At 68.7% G+C, this 18563-nt stretch carries 7 protein-coding genes and 2 pseudogenes; 5 read left to right on the top strand and 4 right to left on the bottom strand.

All coding sequences use genetic code 11. From position 1 onward, the window contains the following. Positions 1–242 precede the first annotated feature (242 nt). On the top strand, positions 243–2375 hold the full coding sequence (locus ACFWPI_RS29180; protein WP_380377017.1) for an alkyl/aryl-sulfatase: 2133 nt from the start codon (positions 243–245) through the stop codon (positions 2373–2375). A gap of 369 nt (positions 2376–2744) precedes the next feature. Here the strand turns inward: ACFWPI_RS29180 and ACFWPI_RS29175 are convergent, their stop codons facing one another. Both ACFWPI_RS29175 and ACFWPI_RS29170 read right to left on the bottom strand, forming a co-directional pair. Continuing rightward, positions 2745–3047 (bottom strand): immunity 53 family protein, encoded by a 303-nt coding sequence (locus ACFWPI_RS29175; RefSeq protein ID WP_380380080.1) that lies wholly within the window; start codon positions 3045–3047, stop codon positions 2745–2747. Between the two features lie 4 nt (positions 3048–3051). Further along, on the bottom strand, positions 3052–3912 hold the full coding sequence (locus ACFWPI_RS29170; protein WP_380380078.1) for a polymorphic toxin-type HINT domain-containing protein: 861 nt from the start codon (positions 3910–3912) through the stop codon (positions 3052–3054). Between the two features lie 35 nt (positions 3913–3947). On the opposite strand from ACFWPI_RS29170, the gene ACFWPI_RS29165 reads away from it, so the two are divergent. Together ACFWPI_RS29165 and ACFWPI_RS29160 are read left to right on the top strand one after the other, a co-directional pair. Next, positions 3948–4358, top strand: coding sequence for a replication initiator (locus ACFWPI_RS29165; RefSeq protein WP_380380076.1), 411 nt, complete (start codon positions 3948–3950; stop codon positions 4356–4358). Then, a pseudogene (locus tag ACFWPI_RS29160) lies at positions 4304–5433 on the top strand (tyrosine-type recombinase/integrase); the annotation flags it as partial. The gene ACFWPI_RS29165 and the pseudogene ACFWPI_RS29160, both read left to right, overlap by 55 nt. 171 nt (positions 5434–5604) lie before the next feature. Here the strand turns inward: ACFWPI_RS29160 and ACFWPI_RS29155 are convergent. Further along, positions 5605–5997 carry a hypothetical protein gene (locus tag ACFWPI_RS29155; RefSeq protein ID WP_380380074.1) on the bottom strand — a complete coding sequence of 131 codons (393 nt, stop codon included), beginning with the start codon at positions 5995–5997 and terminating at the stop codon, positions 5605–5607. Beyond that, entirely contained in the window at positions 5997–12923 is a 6927-nt protein-coding gene (locus tag ACFWPI_RS29150) for a polymorphic toxin-type HINT domain-containing protein (RefSeq protein WP_380380072.1), read from the bottom strand. The genes ACFWPI_RS29155 and ACFWPI_RS29150 overlap by 1 nt, the downstream gene beginning before the upstream one ends. Positions 12924–13636: 713 nt before the next feature. Between ACFWPI_RS29150 and ACFWPI_RS29145 the strand changes: the two genes are divergently transcribed. Further along, on the top strand, positions 13637–18076 hold the full coding sequence (locus ACFWPI_RS29145; RefSeq protein WP_380380070.1) for a LamG-like jellyroll fold domain-containing protein: 4440 nt from the start codon (positions 13637–13639) through the stop codon (positions 18074–18076). Between the two features lie 300 nt (positions 18077–18376). Then, positions 18377–18466 (top strand): annotated as a pseudogene (locus tag ACFWPI_RS29140) (GNAT family N-acetyltransferase); the annotation flags it as partial. Positions 18467–18563: the final 97 nt, after the last annotated feature.

The following is an 18563-nucleotide window of genomic DNA, read 5'->3' as shown; positions in this document are numbered from 1 at the left end:
CCGACCGGCCTCGGCCGGTATCACGGCCGGCACCCCCTCCCGGGTTCGAACGGCGGGCACGACAGTGCACGTCAGGGGGCGTGGGAGCCCGAGGGCAGCACGCCCATCGAACATTTTGCCGACAGGTTCAGGTCAAGGCGATGGCTAGATCACCCCCTTGTCTGTAGTCGTATACACACATAGCGTGACTGCCCTGCCGCGGTGCGGCGGTTCGCTCACCTACCCATGGAGGTGGCTTCGCCATGTCCGGAACGTCCTCGTACACCGAGCCCATCGAGCCCACGCCCGCCACCGCCGAAGCGAACCGGAAGGCCGCCGAGGCGGCCAGGATCGCCGACGAGAAGGACGGCCGGGACTTCGCCGACGCCAGCCGGTTCATGATCGCCCCGCCGGACGTGCCCGTCATCATGTCCCGCAAGAACCCGTCGGAGGTGGTCTGGGACTTCACCGCGTACGAGTTCCTCCAGCCGGACCTGCGCACCGAGATGCCCACGGTCAACGGCAGCCTGCACCGGCAGGGCGAACTCACCGCCATCGCCGGGCTGTTCCAGGTCACCAGCTGTCCCGCGTACCGGATCTACCAGGTACGCGGCTACGACCTGTCGAACATGACGATCATCGAGAGCGACGCGGGCCTGGTCGTCATCGACCCGCTGGCCTGCTACGAGACCGCGCAGGCCGCGCTCAGGCTGTTCCGGGACAGGACCGAACTCACCCGGGAGCAGCGGCCCGTCCGGGGCATCGTCTACACCCACTGCCACGTCGACCACTTCGGCGGCTCCCGGGGCCTGTTCGCCGAGCAGGGCGACCCGCTGGAGCCGGGCGTCCCCGTGGTCGCGCCGGAGGGCTTCCTGGAGCACGCGATCAGCGAGAACGTCTACGCGGGCCCCGCGATGGCGCGGCGCGCGCAGTACATGTACGCGGCGCAGCTCGACAAGGGCCCGGCGGGGCAGGCCGGTTCGGGCCTGGGCACGACCATCTCCACCGGCGAGGTGACGCTCGTCCCGCCGACCGACTACATCGGCGGGCCCGCCCACCCCGCGGTCCCCGAGGACCAGTGGAGCAACGCCTACGTCATCCCCTGGCGGCCGGGGCTGTACCAGTTCGACCTGGCCGGCGTGCAGATGCTGTTCCAGCTCACCCCGGGCACCGAGGCCCCGGCGGAGATGAACATCTACTTCCCGGCCGCCCGCACCCTGTGCATCGCGGAGAACGCCACGCACACCATGCACAACATCCTGAGCCTGCGGGGCGCCCAGGTCCGGGACGCGCACGCGTGGTCGAAGTACCTGACCGAGGCGATCCAGACCTTCGGCAAGGAGACCGACGTCCTGTTCGCCTCGCACCACTGGCCGATGTGGAGCGAGGAGAGCGAGGGCAGCGCGCCGGGCAATGCCCGCATCCTCGAATTCCTCAACACCCAGCGCGACATGTACGGCTACCTCAACGACCAGGCGCTGCGGCTGATCAACGCCGGCCGCACCGGTATAGAGATCGCCGAGGAGCTGGAGACCCTCCCGCCGGGCCTGGACGACCACTGGTACAACCAGGGCTACTACGGCTCGCTGAGCCACAACTTCAAGGCGGTCTACCAGCGGTACATGGGCTGGTACGACGGCAACCCGGCCCACCTGTGGCAGCTCCCGCCCGTCAAGGCCGGCGCGGCGTACGTCGAGGCGATGGGCGGCGCCGAGGCCGTCGTCACGGCGGCCCAGCGGGCCTACGACACCGACACCACGGACGGCTTCCGCTGGGCCGCCGAACTCCTCGACCACGTCATCTTCGGCGCCGCCGCCGACTCGGGCAGCCCGCTCGCCGAGCCGCAGGTCACCCGGGCCAAGGAGCTCCAGGCCAAGGTCTTCACCCAGCTCGGCTACGGCAGCGCCAACGGGACCTGGCGCAACGCCTACCTGACCGGCGCCCGGGAGGTCGTCGACGGCCCGCAGCCGCTGATCACCAGCCAGACCTCCGCCGACCTGATCCGCAGCACCACCCTGGACCAGTACTTCTCCGCCCTCGCCCGCAGCGTGGACGGGCCGACGGCCGCCGAGCGGAACCGCCTCCCGATCACCCTGAACTGGGTGTTCACCGACACCGGCGACACCTGCACCACCACCCTGCGCAACGGCGTGCTGGTGTTCGTGGCCGGCGGCGACCGCCTCGTCGACGTGCCGGACGCCACCATCACGCTCAGCCGCCAAACCCTCGACGACCTCGCCCAGACCCCCGGCTTCCGACACAACTTCGACCAGGCCGTCCAGGACCAGCGCATCACCCTCGCGGGCGCGAACGCCCAACAGGCGGCCGACGCCGTCTTCGAAACCCTGACCCTCCCCGACCCGAAGTTCCCCATCGTCACCCCACCCACCCGGTAAACCTTGCAAAACAGCGCCCCCCTTGCCCGGCACTCACGTGCCGGGCAAGGGGGGCGCCTTCGATCTTCCGAATCGATCCGAACACCCTGCTACGGGTTGTTCGGCGACCACGGATCGAGCCTGAATCAGAATGGGTGCAGCGAAGGAGCGCCGCCTGATGCGCGCGGGCAGCTATCCGTAGTAGTCAAACGCGACACCGCTCCGTGCATTTCACGACATCGCGGTGATTCCCCTCCGCGCCCGTCCCAGCCCCCACCATCCGACTTGGCAAATTGGCGCGGTCCCACCACCCGTTTGGGTGGTGGGACCGCGCACGTCCGGGGCGGTGTCGACGGACAACCTGCGTTTGCTGGCCGTCCGCGGGACTAGCTACGTTCCCTCGGTGCGATCCTCAACAAATTCCTTGAACCGGAGAATCGCGCTCTCCAGCGAGAAGGGATCACATGATGCCTCGAATTTTTCGCCATCGGAGCAGGACCAGATCCATCGGCCGCCCGGAGCCTCCTGCTTGGTCTTCCTCAGTTGACGCCCTTCAATTTCAGTATCGATCAGGTCAATCTCGATCGTCCAGCCAGGATTATCGAGCGTTTCAATCCGAACGCCGAACTCATGCTCCCAGTCTTCGTTGCACTGGGACTCGTACCAGGACTGAAGGAATTCCAGAGCATTCATACGATCACGGACATCCCATCGGCTTCTCCCAGTCCTCCAACGGGCGGGCCGAGCCATCGGCCTCATTGATGTGCGGAGTGGGGACCACTGTCCCGTCCGCGTTTGTGTGCCCTGGCCCAAACCTATCGAATCGCTTGATCAAGTCAAACGACCTGCTATCCCGCGGGTTAACGTTGGGGCCCCATTCGGCATACTTCTTGATCTCACCAGTGTCGCCTGCCCTCATGAATTTCGAATGCGGGTAGGCGTTTCCATCATCATCGATCGCGTTGAAATCGGGCCTCTGCCGCGGCGGTCGGGCATTATGAACCAAGATCGGTGTGGTGCCTGCCAGCACATAGTACGTGTGGAGATCGGCGAGGCTGAGGTTGCGGGCTTCCTGCGGATCGGTCTCGTAGTTGCGGACGGCCTGGACGGTGAGGAACGTACCGTCGGCCGCGCGGACCTGGTCACCGACCTGGAGGTCGGAGGCGCCGGTCCAGCGCCGGGTGGTCTCGTCCCAGAAGGGGTGGTGCTGGGTTGAGGTGAGGGTCGCAGCCAGCTTCGCGTCAGCGGCCAGGGCGAGGTCGGTGAACTGCCGGTCGTCGGGGGTGACGATGGTGGCGGCGACGGCCTCGGCCTCACGCAGAGGGCTGCCCGCGCAGTGCTGCGGTTCTCGTTCGCCAAGGTCGCCGAGGGCCAGAAGCGCTGCCCGGTCCACTTCCACGCTGTCCCCGCCGACCTGCGCCACCGTACCCCTGCTCGGCGACGCCATCCGGGCCACCACCGCCCGCGTCTGCGTCACCGTCGTGTCCAACTCGGTCGGGGAACGCGAACTCACCTGGGGCGAACAGATCGACGTCCGCGAGATCACCACCTTCGACACCGACGCCGAACTCACCGATCAGGCCGTCGCCGTACGTGGCGAAGTACGCCACCAAGTTCGCCGACGCCTCCGGCACCCTGGATCATGCGCCGTTCTGCCGCCCCTGCCAGGGACGCGGAATGGCCCAGTCCACACAGACCGGCGTGCCCGTGGAATGCCGGACCCGCGCGGCTACCGGCCAGTCCCGCCAGTTGCCCCGGCCGGCCGTCGAACGCCACGTGCGGCAGATGATCCGCACCTGCTGGGACCTGGGCCAACGCCCGGAGTTCGCCGACCTCAAGCTCTGGAAGTGGGCGCACATGCTCGGCTTCCGAGGCCACTTCTCCACCAAGTCCCGCTGCTACTCGTCGGCGGCCACTGCACTTACCACGGCTCGGGCTACAGCACCAGCATCGCCACCAGCAACCTCGGCGTCCCCGCCCCGACTGCGCAGGGCAGCGTCGTAGTGTTCCTCGCCTACTGGCTGGAGAACGTCGCCGTCCACCATCTCCGGGAGAACACCCACACCCGCTACACCGCCTGCGCCAACCGGTACCTCATCCCCGGCCTGGGCAAGAAGAAGCTCACCAAACTCGCCGCCAAGGACATCCGCACTTGGCTGAACGAACTCCGCACCGTCTGCCAATGCTGCGCGCGCGGCATCGACGCCGGCCGCAAGCCCGACGCGGTGGCCGACCGCTGCCCCCGCTGCTGCGCAGTCGGGAGGTGCTGCCGCATGCGACTCTCCCCGCTGACGCTCGCCTACATCCACTCCGTACTGAAGTCGGCACTGGAGCACGCGGTGCGCGAGGCAGGGATCCCCCGCAACGTCGCCCGCAACGTCCGCACCGGCACACCCCGACCCCGGCGCTTTGAACCACTCACCGCCGACGAAGCCGCCAGTTCCTCTCGACCACGCGCGGACACCGGCTGCACGCACTGTTCGAACTCGCCCTCCACACCGGACTCCACAAGGGCGAACTCCTCGGCCTGCGCTGGGAAGACCTCGACCTCGCAGGCGGCACCGCCAACATCCGCCGGACCCTCCAGCGCACCCGCACCGGCGGCCTGACCACGCTCCCGACAAAGACCATCGGCTCGGAGCGCCGCATCGCCCTGCCTGCGCTCTCTTCGGACCCATCGTGAGCAGCAGGCTCAGGAGCGGGTGAAGGCCGGCAGCGGCTGGATGGACAGCGGCCACGTCTTCACCCGGCCCGACGGCCACCCGATCGAACCCGCCACCCTCACCCGCCACTTCAAGGCTCTCCTTCACTACACCCACCTGCGGGCGATCCGATTCCACGACCTCCGGCACTCGGCCGCGACCCTCCTCTTGGAACAGGGCGTCGAACTCGTCGTCATCAAGGAACTCCTTGGACACGCCACATCGGCGTCACCGCCACGGTCTACGCCCACGTCCGCCTCCGCCTTCAGCGGCAAGCCATCGACCTCCTCGGCCGCGCCCTTCGCTACCCCGCCGACACCGCTGGCCAGCCCGACGACGGTGACGACCCGCCGCTTTGTGCAGCATCCGTCCGCTGACGTTGCCGTCAACTACTGCCGTCAGACGTCGCAGAGGAACCGTGAGGCCCTCCGGAACCAAGAATCCGGAGGGCCTCACAAGGTATTCGAGATCTTCCTTTAGAATCGCCCGCCGAGCCGCCTTAGCGGCCGCTGACGCACCTCAAGGATCTCTTCATTGGTCAGACTCTTCTACTCGATATCATCTCCGATGACAATCTGCACCTTTGATGCAAAATCGCGGTTATCAACCAGTGCAGAGACCCTGGTCGAGCCGAGAGAACCGCGGAACGCCATCCGCACATGCTCGTTGGGATCGTGAATCACCAACCACCCGGACGGCGATTCAATTTTCTCAGCGAATAGGCGGATCGGCAGGAGATGATGAGGGCGACTCTTCCACACCTCGCATTCAATCCAACCCTCCGAGGCAGGCAGCACGCCGAAGATAACCGAGCTGCCCGACTTATACCAGTTCGAGGAGCCTGGATCCCAGTCAGAGACGTCATCGTCCCCCTGCATATCACGTACTAGAAGGCATCCGTGATCCACCCTCACCCGAAATGACAGCACCGAATCACTCATCAGAATCCCTTCGAAACTTCTCGCACTAGGGTTGACACCACTCCCCCTTGTATCCGGGCACACTTTATGCAGTGCGGATATGCAGTTTGCGGCGTGCCGGGAGAGACTGCCGTCGTTGGCGGCTGGTGATCTGGAATCCAACTACCAGAGGGAGTCCCAGATGTTGTAGCGGTGCAGGTGTGGCAGCCATGAGCATTTCCCGCCTCATCAATCAAATCCCGAACCCCTGGGGCATCGATATCGCCATCGACCAGCGCCACTCCCTCCTTAGCATGGGGACCAGCACCTAGAGTGAGGTCACATTTCTGACCTGGAGTTGCATTGTGAACGAGCACTGGCGTGGTCCCCGCCAGCACATAGTACGTGTGGAGTTCGGCGACGCTGAGGTTGCGGGCTTCCTGCGGGTCGGTCTCGTAGTTGCGGATGGACTGGACGGTGAGGAAGGTGCCGTCGGCCGCGCGGACCCGCTCGCCGACGTGGAGGTCGGAGGCGTCGGTCCAGCGCTGGGTGGTCTCGTCCCAGAAGGGGTGGTGCTGGGTTGAGGTGAGGGTCGCAGCCAGCTTCGCGTCGGCGGCGAGGGTGAGGTCGGTGAACTGCTGGTCGTCGGGGGTGACGATGGTGGCGGCGACGGCCTCGGGCTTGGTGCTGTCGGTCTGTGGGTCGGTCGACAGGACTTCGTCGCCCTGTTTCACGTCCTTGATGGGTTTGCTGCTGCCGTCTGCGAGCAGGACAGGCGTGTCGGGTTTGAAGCTGTTCTTTCCGCCGATCATGCAGCTGCCGGCGATCTGCTCGGCCTCGCGGGCGGCCTTGGACTCCGTGCGCCAGGCCTTGAAGCCGTCGTAGAGCTCGTTGGCGAGGCGCTTGATCGTCTTGGCGAGCTCGTAGGCCTTGCCCCAATGGAACGCGTACTTCTTGGCGAGCTTGGCGAGCGGACCGCCGCCGATCAGGCTGGTGGCGACGTTGAGCACGGTCTCGCCGCAGGCGCCGAGGTCGCCCTTGGTGACGCAGTCGAAGGCGTCCGTGATGCCGAGTTCGTCGGCGGCGATCTTGGCCAGCTGCTTGCCGGCGCCCATCACCTTCTGCTTGGCCTGGTTCTCCTTGTGGTGCGCCGCTTCGACCTTCTGCTTCGCGGCTTCGGCCCGCTGTGCGCTCTCTTCCGCCTGGTCGACCGCCGGGACGGAGACGACGTTCGGGGAGACGGGTTTAGCGCTCGGGATGGCCCAGCCCATGGCCGAGGCGACCGCAGTGGCGACCGCGATGATGAGCGGCTTGATGAAGTCGACGATGGAGAACAGACCGCTGGGGTCCGCACGGTTGACGGGATCGTTGTCGCCGTACGCGTAGCCGTTCCACTGCTGGGGATCGGCCCGGTCGAGGATGGGATCGAGGCTCAGGAACCGCCCGGTGGTCGGTTGGTACTGCCGGGCCCCGAGGTTCGTGAGTCCAGTGACGTCGTCCTTGGTACCGCCGACGAAACCCTTGTCTCCGGCCCAGGTACTCGGCTGGGTGCCCCGGGGGTTGCCGAACGGGTCATTGGGCCGTCGGGTCTCGGTCAGAGTTGCCGAGTCGATGCCCAGGACGCCGGTGCCGTGGTGGTCGGCGATCTGGTAGGTCAGCCTGCCGCCGCCCTGGCGGACCAGGGTGGTGCCGCCGGGTATGTCGTAGTAGCGGGCGCCGGCGAGTTGCTTGGTGGTGGTGCTGGTGTCGACGGTGAGCTCGTCGGCCCCCATGTTGATGGTGGTCTTGCCGGGGTTGCGGCGGATGAGCTGGTTGCCCTCGGCGTCGTACAGGTAGGTGGTGGTGCCGCCGTCGGTCTTGGCCAGCGACTCCAGCCGGTCCTCACCGTTCCAGGTGAGCTTGGCAGTGCCGTTGGTGTCGGTGATGGCGGTGGTGCGCCCGGCCGCGTCGTACTGGGTGGTGCTGGTGGTGGGCGCGTTGTTGCCCGTCCTGCTGGTGGAGCTCAGCAGGGCGTGCGGCCCGCCGGTGCCGCCACCGCTGTTGGGCGCGCTGGTCGGGGCGTTGCGGGTGCCGGTGGACGGGAAGGTCTGGGTGACCGTGGTGTCCTTGGCAGTGTCGCCGCCGGCGTCGTGCACGACGAGCTGGGTGCGGTTGCCCGTCAGGTCGTACTGGTAGCTCTGCCAGTAGGGCGCGAAGCCGCCGACGGTGGTGCGGGTGGGCGCCTGGGCGCCGCTGGTGGGCGTGGAGTTGGTGCAGGCCCCCTGGCCGCCCACCGCCGGGTCGGGCGCCTGGTCGAGGCGTCCGGTGTCGGACCACGCGGTGCTCAGCCGACCGAGGTGGTCGTAGCTGAAGCACTGCAGGTCGGTGGCGCTCGGTGTGTTGTCGGGGATGGCCCGGATCGCGGTGATGCGGCCGACCTGGTTGTAGGCGTAGGTGGTGTTCTGGACGGTGCCGGTGGTCGAGGTCTGCTTGTCGACGTACTGGTTGAGGGTGCGGCCGGTCGGCTCGTCGTAGGTGGCGGTGGTGACGACCTGGGTGCCCCACGGGTTCATCGTGGAGCGGATGTTGCGGCCGTAGGCGTCGTAGTCCGACTGGAGGTCGTACATCTTGCCGCCGTACGCCCCGAACTTCGAGAGCAGACCGTAGACCTCGTAGGTGTACACGATGGTCTCGGAGTAGACGTCGCCGACGGTCGGGCGGGTCTCCTCGGTCTTGGCCCCGGTGATCGGGTCGTACTTGGCGCTGGTGGTGTAGGTGACCGGGCTGGTCTGTCCGACCTCGCTGCCGGGGATCGTCAGGGTGGTCTTGGTCGGCCGGTAGCCGATGTCCATGGACACGACCGCGTTGGTGTACGCGGCACCCTTCGCCCCGCCCACGTAGCGGGTGGAGCTGTCCTGCTGCCCCTTCGCGACGGTGTCGTACGCGTAGCCGGTCAGCTGGTTCTCCGGGCTGACCGTGCCCTGGTACGTACCGGTCCTGCGACCGAGCAGGTCGTAGGCGGTGGCGATGGTCTGGCCGCCGGCGTTGGTGCTGGAGGCCACGCGCCCCGCGGCGTTGTACGTGGTGGAGCTGTTGCCCGCGTCCGGGTCGCTGGCGCCGGTCTGGCGGCCGCGCTGGTCGTAGGTGTAGGACCAGGTGTTGCCGGCGGCGTCGGTGCGGGAGGCTTCCTGGCCCCCCGGGTTGAAGGCGTAGCTGGTGACGTCCGCGTCGGCGCTGTTGCCGGTGGCGACGGGCGTCCGGTACTGCCACAGCTGGGTCGTGCGGCCGCGGGCGTCGTTGACCGTGGTGGTCGGGGTGGCGCCGGCGGGCGGGGTGACGTCGGTGCGGTCCGCGCCCGGGTAGGACGTGGTGGTGGCGTTCTGCGCGACACCGTAGGCGCGGAACTGGACGCTGGTGGTACGGCCCTGGCCGTCGAAGACGCTGTAGGTCTGGTTCGGGACCTTGGCGTCCTCGGGCTCGAACCGCGTGGTCGCGGGGCCGGCCTGGTCGTTGTAGTAGGTGTTGTTGACGCGGTTGGCGCGGCCCTGGGAGTCGTAGTAGGTGTCGGTGATCATCCGGCCGTGGTAGGCGGAGATCGCCGGGTCGGCCTGGGTCTGCACCACGCGGGCGAGCCCGTCCATGATCTGGACGGACTGGGCGTAGCTGCTGTTGGCGCGCAGGCGGCCGGAGGTGACGCTGCTGGGAGCACCGTTGCCGACCGCGTAGCTGTAGGTGTAGTTCGCCTTGTCGCTGGTCGTCCGGCCCGCGAGCCAGACGGCGGTGAGGCGGCCCAGGGCGTCGTAGGCCTGGGTGACGGTGCGCCCGTTGGCGTCGGTGCCGGTGATCGGCAGGGCCCGGGCGGGGTTGAGGGTCGCGGTGGAGATCCGGCCGGAGGCCGCGTCGGGAGCCCCGACAGGGGCCGGCGAGGTGATCGTCGTCCCGTTGGGCAGCTCGCCGGGGTTGGCGGAGTTGTAGACCGTGGTGGTGGCCGCGCCGCCCGGGTGGGCGGAGTCGGTGGTGGTGGGGTCGGTCACGGTGACCGGGCGCCCGTAGGTGTCGTAGGTGCTGAGGCCGGTGGTGGTCCACTGGGCCTTGCCGGAGTCGTCGAACTTCTCCAGGACCTGGATGCTGCTCGCTTCGCCCTTGGCGCCGGCGCTGCCGAAGGCGGCACCGTCGAAGACGGTCCGCGAACCCGTGAGGGTGTTGGCGGCCGTGGGGGCGGCGGTGCAGGCGTTCGGGCCGGAGACCGAGATGGCCTCCGAGACCAGCACGGTCATGATCGGGTCGGTGCCCGTGGCGTACGTGGTGCGGGCGCAGACGTCCGGGGTGCCCTCGGCCTGGTTGAGCACGGTGACGGGCCGGTTGGCGTGCGCCGGGTCGGTGGTGGTGGTGTCGGTGGTGGTGCGCCAGGTGCCGTCGGTCTTACGGGCCTTGGCGGTGACGACGCTGCTGGTGGAGGTGTAGCGGGCGACGAGGTCGGGCAGGCCGTCACCGCGCACGTGGGTCGCGGTGGTGGCCGGTCCGGAGCTGGTGCTGACGCTGAAGGCGACCGGTTCGGTCGCACCCGCCTGGGCGTAGGTGTCCGATTCCAGGACCTGGCCGGAGAGCCAGTCGCTGTCGGTGACCGGTCCACTCATCGGGCCGGCGACCGTCCGGGAGCGCTTGGCGCCGGAGGCGGTGAGGTCACCGTCCATGCCCTGGTGGTAGGTGGTCGACTTCTGGCCCTGGACGCCGTCCTTGCCGGTTCCGATCACGGTCGTCACCGTGGCGAAGCCCCGGAAGTCGTCCCAGGTGCGGTCCTTCGCCTCGACGAACCGGCCGTCGTTGCGGTGCCAGGCGGCGTCGCCGTAGGTGTACGTGGTGGTCTGCGGGAGCGCGCCCTTGACGAGGTCGGAGCGCGGGTCGACGGTGATCGTCTTGACCGGGTAGCGCAGGAACCAGTCGTCCACCGGGTTGCTGTCGGCGGTGGAGTTGGGCTGGTACCACTTGACGTTGAAGCAGCCGAGCTTGTTGTCGTCCGCCGACGTCGGCATCACCCCGGCGGTGCGGGAGCAGGACGCCTGGTAGTAGTCGACGTTGATGGCGCCGCCGGTCTCGGTGGTCACCGAGGCGATGCGCGGCCGGTTGTAGGCGGGGCGGGAGGGGCCCGCGCCGTCCACCCGGTTGGGTAGCAGGACGTCGGCGAAGGTGACGGCCGGGAGGGTGAACGGCTTCTGGCCGTTGAACTCGTCCTTGGCGGTGCGCTGGACGGAGGCCAGCCACGGGACCGCGGTGTTCTCGGTGCTGTTCTGGACCAGCTTCAGGACGTGGTTGAGCGCGTAGGAGTCGACGTCGCGGTAGCCGTTGCCGGAGCGGATCCGGGTGGTGATGGTGTTCAGCCACTTCGTGGTGAAGTAGCTGGGCCCGTAGTTGGCGCACACGTCGTTCTGCGCGCACTGCTTGTCCAGCGGGACGTCGGGCCAGTTCGCCGCGTTGGCGGCGGTGCGCTGGGCCGGGTCGCAGGCCGCGGCGCCGGTGACGCAGCGCTCGCCGGAGTCGAAGTCGATCCGGGCGGCGGGCTGGTAGCCACCGTTGGCGTTCAGCTGGTCGGACAGCAGCTGCCCGTAGCCGATCGAGGCCACGACGCCACCGCGGGTGTAGGCGGTGTTGGTGCCCTTGCCCCGGTTCTGGCCGCCGCCGCGCGCGTAGTAGTTGGTCTCGGGCGTGTAGCTGTAGGTGGTCAGATTGCCGTAGACGTCCACCTCCGAGTCGAGGTTCCAGCGCCAGGCGGTCTGGCACCAGGAGTCCTTGCCCTTGCCCGCGTCGTAGCAGGGGTCGCCGCTGTTGGGCGAGTACACCGGAACGGTCCAGGCGGAGTTGGTGTCCGGGCCGATCGTGGTGGGCTTGCCGGTGGCGGAGGGAAGGTGGTTCAAGCCGAAGTAGTAGGCGGCACCGGCGGCGTCGGTCAGCTTGATGTACGAGCCGTTCCAGGTGCCGTTGGTGGCGCCGGTCAGGAACTCGATCCTGCTGCCGTCATCGGTCTTGAGCCGCCAGGTGCACCTGGACCACTCGTCCGGGCCGGCCGTCTTCGGGCACGAGGCGTCGTCGGGCACCAGTTCGCCGGAGTGGCCGGCCAGGGACAGGGTGAGGTTGGCCTCGCCCCAGCACTGGTCGCCGGAACCGGTGATGCCGTCCTTCGCGCACGGGCGGAAGGAGCGCTCGACGAAGCCCGGGCTGTAGTCCCAGCCGTCGCCGATCCAGGAGGCCTGGGAGTTCGTCGAGGAGGTCTTGCCGTCCACCGCGGTCGAGCTGTATCCCAGGGCGACATTCGGCGCGCCGCCACCGATGCTCGGGGGCGCCTGCACGGGATAGCTGTAGCTGAACGCGCCCGAGGCCTCGCCGGCCGTCCAGGACTGGCTGGGTGCCAGGTTGGTGGCGCTGTAGGTGCCGGCCCCGCCGGTGGCGGGCGCGTCGGCGGCGAGCACGGTCGGTGCGGCCGCGCCGGCGGTGAGCCCGGTGCGGAACACGGCCTGCGTCACGCCTGCCTTCGGGGCGGCCGCGGCCGTGGAGGCCGGGCCGGCAACGGCGGCTGGCAGATCGACGTCGGCGACCAGCTTCCCGGTCTGGGCGTCGTAGTGCGACTCGACGGGCTTGCGCTCCAGGCAGCCCTCAGCCTGGGGGGTGGTCAGGGAGCAGGCCGGCAGGGTGTAGAGGCGGGCGCGCTGGGACCAGTCGCCGCCGAGCCCGGCTCCGAAGGCGGAGGCGTCCAGGCTGACCCGCAGCTTGGACGCGTTCGACGGGTCGGTCGGCGTGAGCGCCACCAGGTTGGTGCGCGATCCCGCGGACGCGGCGGTCTTCGCGTCGGTGACCTCGACGTGCACCGAGGACTTGGCGCCGGGCTCGACGGGCGCGTCCTTCTGTGTAGCCGCCCGGCCGTCGGCGGCCACGGGCGCCAGCCACACCGGGAGGGCGCCTGCCTTGGTGGAGGCGCCGGCGGAGGGCTCGATCACGGTCTGGCCGGCCTCGTCCAGCCGGGCCGCCCGACTGCCGGCCGACGGTGCAGCCGCCAGCTCGACAGTGGACGCACCATGAGGGGGGACCGCCGGGGATTTTGGCGGCACCCAGTCAGGAGTCGCAATTCGTACCGGAACCTGAGATCCGGGCTTCGCGTCCTGCCCGGGAACGGATGGCGTGGAGGGAAGTTGAGTGGTCGTCGGGGACCAGATCCTGTTCTCGTCCGAACCGACGGCGAATGCGGGAACCCCAGCCGCCGGCACGACGAGTCCCGCCATCATAGCCAGTGCGCTGAGCAGTGCTGTTCTGGGTTTTCTCGCCCGCTGGGCGGTTCTTCCCCTGGTTGATCGAGCACGACGGGTGGACGCCACCACTGCCCCCTACGGGAATTGACCATGCCTCTGGGCATGGAACAGCCGAAATTAACGTCGGCGACACTACGAACTCGTTCACATCACCGTCGAGCCCAAGATCAATTTTTTGTAAGTGGCATACATCACGTTGACCGACAAATCGCCAGCCAGCCCCGCTAAAGGGACATACCGCCCTGTTAATGATTTGACGAACCTTCACTTCCTGGGCGAAATTCCGCATGTCCTGTGCGCATTGCCCGATCCCGGCGGTGTCCGCACCAACCATCACTTCCGGGGGAGGCCCCGTCATGCCCGAACGCCCACCAAGAGAACACTCGAGAACCCGGGGGCGAGCCGTGTCTCGGCTGCGCTTCGCCGCCGCCGCAACCGGATTCGTCCTCGCCCTGTCCTCCGCCATGCCCGCCTTCGCCGGCACCACGCCGAGCGGGACCGACAGCAAGACCCTGACCGAGCTCATGGCGGCCGCAGATGCCACACACGCCAAGGACCGCCCGAAGGACCGGCCGGCGGATGACACCGCGTTCGCCCAGGCCAAGGCGACCGGCAAGAGCGTCCTGATCGACCGTCTGACCACCGAGTTCACCGAGACCTACGCCACCCCGGACGGCCGGCTGCAGGAGTCGCGCCACCCGCAGCAGCAGCGGATGAAGGCCGACGGCCAATGGCGCCCGCTGGACGCCACCCTGACCGCGCGACCGGGCGGCGGCTTCGCCCCCAAGGCCACCCCGTCCGGTGTGGTCCTGTCCGGCGGCGGTGACGGGCCGCTGGCCACCATGACCAGCACGGACGGGAAGAGGCTGGCGCTGACCGCACCGTTCCCGCTGCCCGCACCCCAGGTCCAGGGCGACAGCCTGCTCTACCCGGCGGTCCTCGGAGCCGACACCGATCTGAAGGTCACGGTCGGAAAGGCCGGCAGCGTCAGCACGGTACTGATCGTCAAGACCGCCAAGGCAGCGGCGGACCCGGCGCTGAAGAACCTCCACTTCGGCACCGTCACGGACGGGGTCACCATCACGTCCGACGAGAACCACGACCTGACGGCCTCCGCCGCCGACGGTCCCCGCTGGCACGCACCCGCGCCCCGGATGTGGGACAGTACCCCCGCCGCCGGCGCGCCGACGGCCTCCGCCGACGCCACCCGGACGAGCACTCCGGGTGTCAAGGCCGCGAGCTTCCGCGCTGCGGCCGCGGCCATGCCCGCAGCCGACACGACGCACTCGCCGTCACCGGCCCCCAGCGCCTCCTCCGGCGCGGGCGGCCGCGAGGTGGTCCCCTCGGTGAGCACCCCGGAGAGCCCCGGCGCCGGCGCGAAGGTCGCGACGATGCCGGTGGCCACCACGTCCTCTGGCATCGACGTCACCCCGGACCAGGACATCCTTGCCACGGGCACCGCGCCGTACTTCATCGACCCGGCCTGGATCCCCTGGGTCAACGGCAGTTACGGCTCCACCTTCGTCCAGTCCGCGCACCCCGGCGCTACGCACTACAACGTCAACGGCCCGGCGGACAGCGACCACCTGGGCGTCGGCAAGTGCGGCAGCTACCCGAGCGCGCCCAGCTGCAACCCGGCCGACATCGAGCGGGCCTACTTCCAGATCGACACCCGCGGTCTGAACGGCGCGGCGATCAACTCCGCGCGGCTGGACTTCGCCGAGTACATCTCCGCCGACTGGGACTGCAACAAGACCTACGGCGTCGACCTCTACCTCGTCGACCGCCCCATCAACACGGGCACGAACTGGAGCAACCGGCCCCAGCCGGTCGGCGGCCCGATCGAGACCGCCCAGGTCGCCGGTTCCGGCCGCGGCGCCTGCCATGACAACGTCCCGGTGACGTTCTGGAACGCCGGCCCGACCGTGGCGCAGTGGGTCAACGAGCCCTGGCTGACCTTCGGACTCCAGGCCTCCGACGAGAACAACGCCTACGCGTTCAAGCGCTTCGACTACGGCGCCACGCTCACCGTCACCTACGACCGCACCCCCAACACCCCGACAAATCCGTACACCTACCCGGTCCCCCACACCGTCGACCCCGCCCGCCAGACCCAGGGCTGCAACGGCGACAACTGGGGCTGGCTCGGTGCCGGTTCGGACCTCAACGGCGCCGTCACCCTCAACGCCACCGTCAGCAGCCCCGTCCAGGGGCAGCTCTACTCCTGGTCCCACATCTGGGACTACACCGTCTCCGGCGTTCCCGATGTCGACAGCGGCTACTCACCCCTCGTCAACAATGGTGGCAACGCTGCCTTCACCGTCAACCCGAACGTCATCAAGGACGGTCACCTCTACGGCTACGGCATCATGGCCAGCGACCAGTTGGTCGGTCTCTCCGGTTCCACCCCCACCTGCCGCTTCGGTGTCGACCTGACTCCTCCGCAGGTCTCTGTTCCCGGCGTCTACGACCAGCTCTCCGACGGCGCACTGGCCACCCAGTTCCCGCCCTCCGGCAACGGGCAGACCACCAAGATCCGCACCTGGCAGACCGGGTACGTCCCCGTCACCCTCACCGATCCCACCCCCAACGGCGGCGTCGCCTCCGGGGTGAAGTGCCTTCGCTGGAGCTGGGACCCGCAGCTTGCCGGCGCCGGCTGGCAGTGCGGCGGCGCCATGCCCACCGGCGGCATTCCGGTCATGGCCGGCCGCTGGGGCACCAACGTCCTGTTCATCCAGGCCCAGGACGACGCAGGTAACGTCTCCCCCGTCTCCCAGTACGCCTTCTACGTGCCGTGGAACCCCGACGGCCCGCCGCCGGTCTTCGGCGACATCACCGGAGACGGCGCTCCCGACATCGTCACCTACGACGGGGTCGGCAACCTCCGCGCGTACAACGTGCCCGGCAACTCCCTCGCCAAGAGTCCCACCGCGGCTCTGGCGGCGCTGCCGGCCGACTCCCCCACCGGCAGCTGGACCAACGGCGTCCAGTTCACCCACCGCGGTACCCTGACCGGCGGCAAGAACGTCGACGACCTCATCGTCCACCCGGCGGGCGACAAGGACATCTACCTCTACGGCAACCCCGGAAACACCGGCTACTCCGGCCGCTTCGACAGCAAGGCCGTGCTCACCAAGCCCAACTGCAGCGACGCGGACAGCCCGCCGCCGCAGTGCGCGCCGGGAGTGTACGCCGCCGACTGGTCCACCACTCTGCAGGTCGCCTCGCTCGGTGACCCCGCGCACAGCGACCTCGACACCAAGCTGCAGTTCAAGAACCAGACCGGCCTGCTGACGGTCGAGAGCAACGGCAGCGACGCCGGCCTGTGGTTCTACCCGGCCACCGGCGCCCAGACGCTCGGCGCCCCCGTGCAACTGGCGGCCTCCGGCTGGAAGGACATCGACCTTCTCACCCCGGGTGACTGGGCGGGCCAGGGACACCCCGGCCTGTGGACCCGCAACCGCGCCACCGGCGATCTGCGCGCCTACACCTTCACCACCGGCACCTACGCCCCGACCCACAACGGCGAGCCCGTCCGGGACGACTTCGGCAACCCGATCAGCGTGCCCACGGTGACCGCGATCTCCGCCGCCGTCCCGATCGGGAACGTCTCCGCCACGACGTGGCCCGTCCTGGGTTCCGACGGCGACCTGACCGGCAACGGCGCCCCCACCCTCTGGGGCCGCAACGCCGACGGGCAGATCCAGATCTGGTGGGGACACCGCAGCGGCGACCCCACCAATCCCACCTTCACCTGGGACGCCGGTCCCCAGAACGCCGCCAGTGCCGCCGCCGCCCCGAGCTGGTGGGCCATGGACGGCAGGACCGAGAAGGTCGTCGACAGCAGCATCAACAACCCGCTGAGTCCCAGCGGCGCCCCCACCCGCACCGCCGACCACAACAACGTCGCCGGCGCGGCCACTGCCCTCAACGGCAGCAGCTACTACAAGACCAAGCAGAGCCCCGGCATCGACACCACCCGCAGCTACAGCGTCGCGGCCTGGGCGAAGATCAACAACACCAACGGCTTCCGGACCATCGTCTCCCAGACCGGGAACCAGCGGAGCCCGTTCTACCTCCAGTACTCCTCCTCCTTCGGCCGCTGGTCGTTCACCCTCGCCGGTGAGGACCGCTACCCGCCGGCCAAGTACTACACGGTGAACGACACCGCAGCGCCCCAGGTCGGCGTCTGGACCCACCTCGTCGGCACCTACAACGCCGACACCCAGGCGATCACCCTCTACGTCAACGGGCAGGCCGTCGGCACCACCAAGGTCGACGCCGACTGGCACGGCTGGACGGCCGACGGCCCGATCACCATCGGCGCCGAGACCACGCACCAGCTCCCCGACGCCGCCGGACTCGACGGCGCGGTCAGCGACGTGCGGCTCTACCCGTATGCCGTCACCGACCAGCAGGCCAACAACCTCGCCACCGGTAACGCCAGCGTCCACGTCCAGAGCGCCTACGCCTACGGCAAGTGCGTCGACGACTGGGGTGGCGGCTCAGCTGGTGCGACGATCGCCATCTACGACTGCTGGAACGGAGCGAACCAGCACTTCACCTTCACTCCCGACGACACCATGACCATCAACGGCAAGTGCGTCGGCACTCAGGACAACGCCTCCGGTAACGGGGCCAAGGTCGTCCTGCGCGACTGCAACCCCGCCGAGGGCGGCCAGCAGTGGCTGCGGCGCTACGACGGCAGCCTCTTCAACCCGCAGTCCGGCCGCTGCCTGGAACTCCCCGGCTGGACCACCACCAACGGCACCCAGCTCGACATCTGGGACTGCCACGGCGGGGCCAACCAGCGGTGGACCTACACCGCACAGCTGACTGGCTGACGGTCAACCGGCACCACCACGCGAAGGCCGTTGGCTCCCCCATGGGGGAGCCAACGGCCTTCGCCGTACCCGGACGGCCGCCAAGCGGGCCCGGGCCGATTCGCAGGGCGGGGCCTACCGGCGCAGGGCCTACAGGGACCACAGGGCCCGACACCGAGACCTTGTAACCCCTCCTCCTGAAGCCCCTGTTCGACGCCCACGGCCCCGGCCGCGCCGCCACTGAGGCCGGCCAGCCACACCCGCCCGTACGGCACGATGACCGCCCCCACGTCACTGTCCGCCACACCTGCGGCCTCGGCTACGTCTGCGTGGACCCGCAACGAGGGCCACCGCTTCTACGAGAAGCTCGGCTTCGTCCCGTCGCACGTCGGATTCAAGCTCCAGCTCTGAGGCCTTGAAGTCCCAAAGCCCCGGAAATGCAGAGAACCCCCATCCGGTTTCCCGGATGGGGGTTCTCTGTGAATGATTGTTCGGCGGCGTCCTACTC

The organism is Kitasatospora sp. NPDC058492 (assembly GCF_042720685.1).
Lineage (GTDB): Bacteria > Actinomycetota > Actinomycetes > Streptomycetales > Streptomycetaceae > Kitasatospora.
Note: the sequence above shows the minus strand (reverse complement) of the source record. Positions and strands in the feature narration are given on the sequence as shown.

Coding starts and splice junctions, on each gene's coding strand:
- ACFWPI_RS29180 (WP_380377017.1), top strand. CDS start 243: ATGTCCGGAACGTCCTCGTACACCGAGCCCATCGAGCCCACGCCCGCC.
- ACFWPI_RS29175 (WP_380380080.1), bottom strand. CDS start 3,047: ATGAATGCTCTGGAATTCCTTCAGTCCTGGTACGAGTCCCAGTGCAAC.
- ACFWPI_RS29155 (WP_380380074.1), bottom strand. CDS start 5,997: ATGAGTGATTCGGTGCTGTCATTTCGGGTGAGGGTGGATCACGGATGC.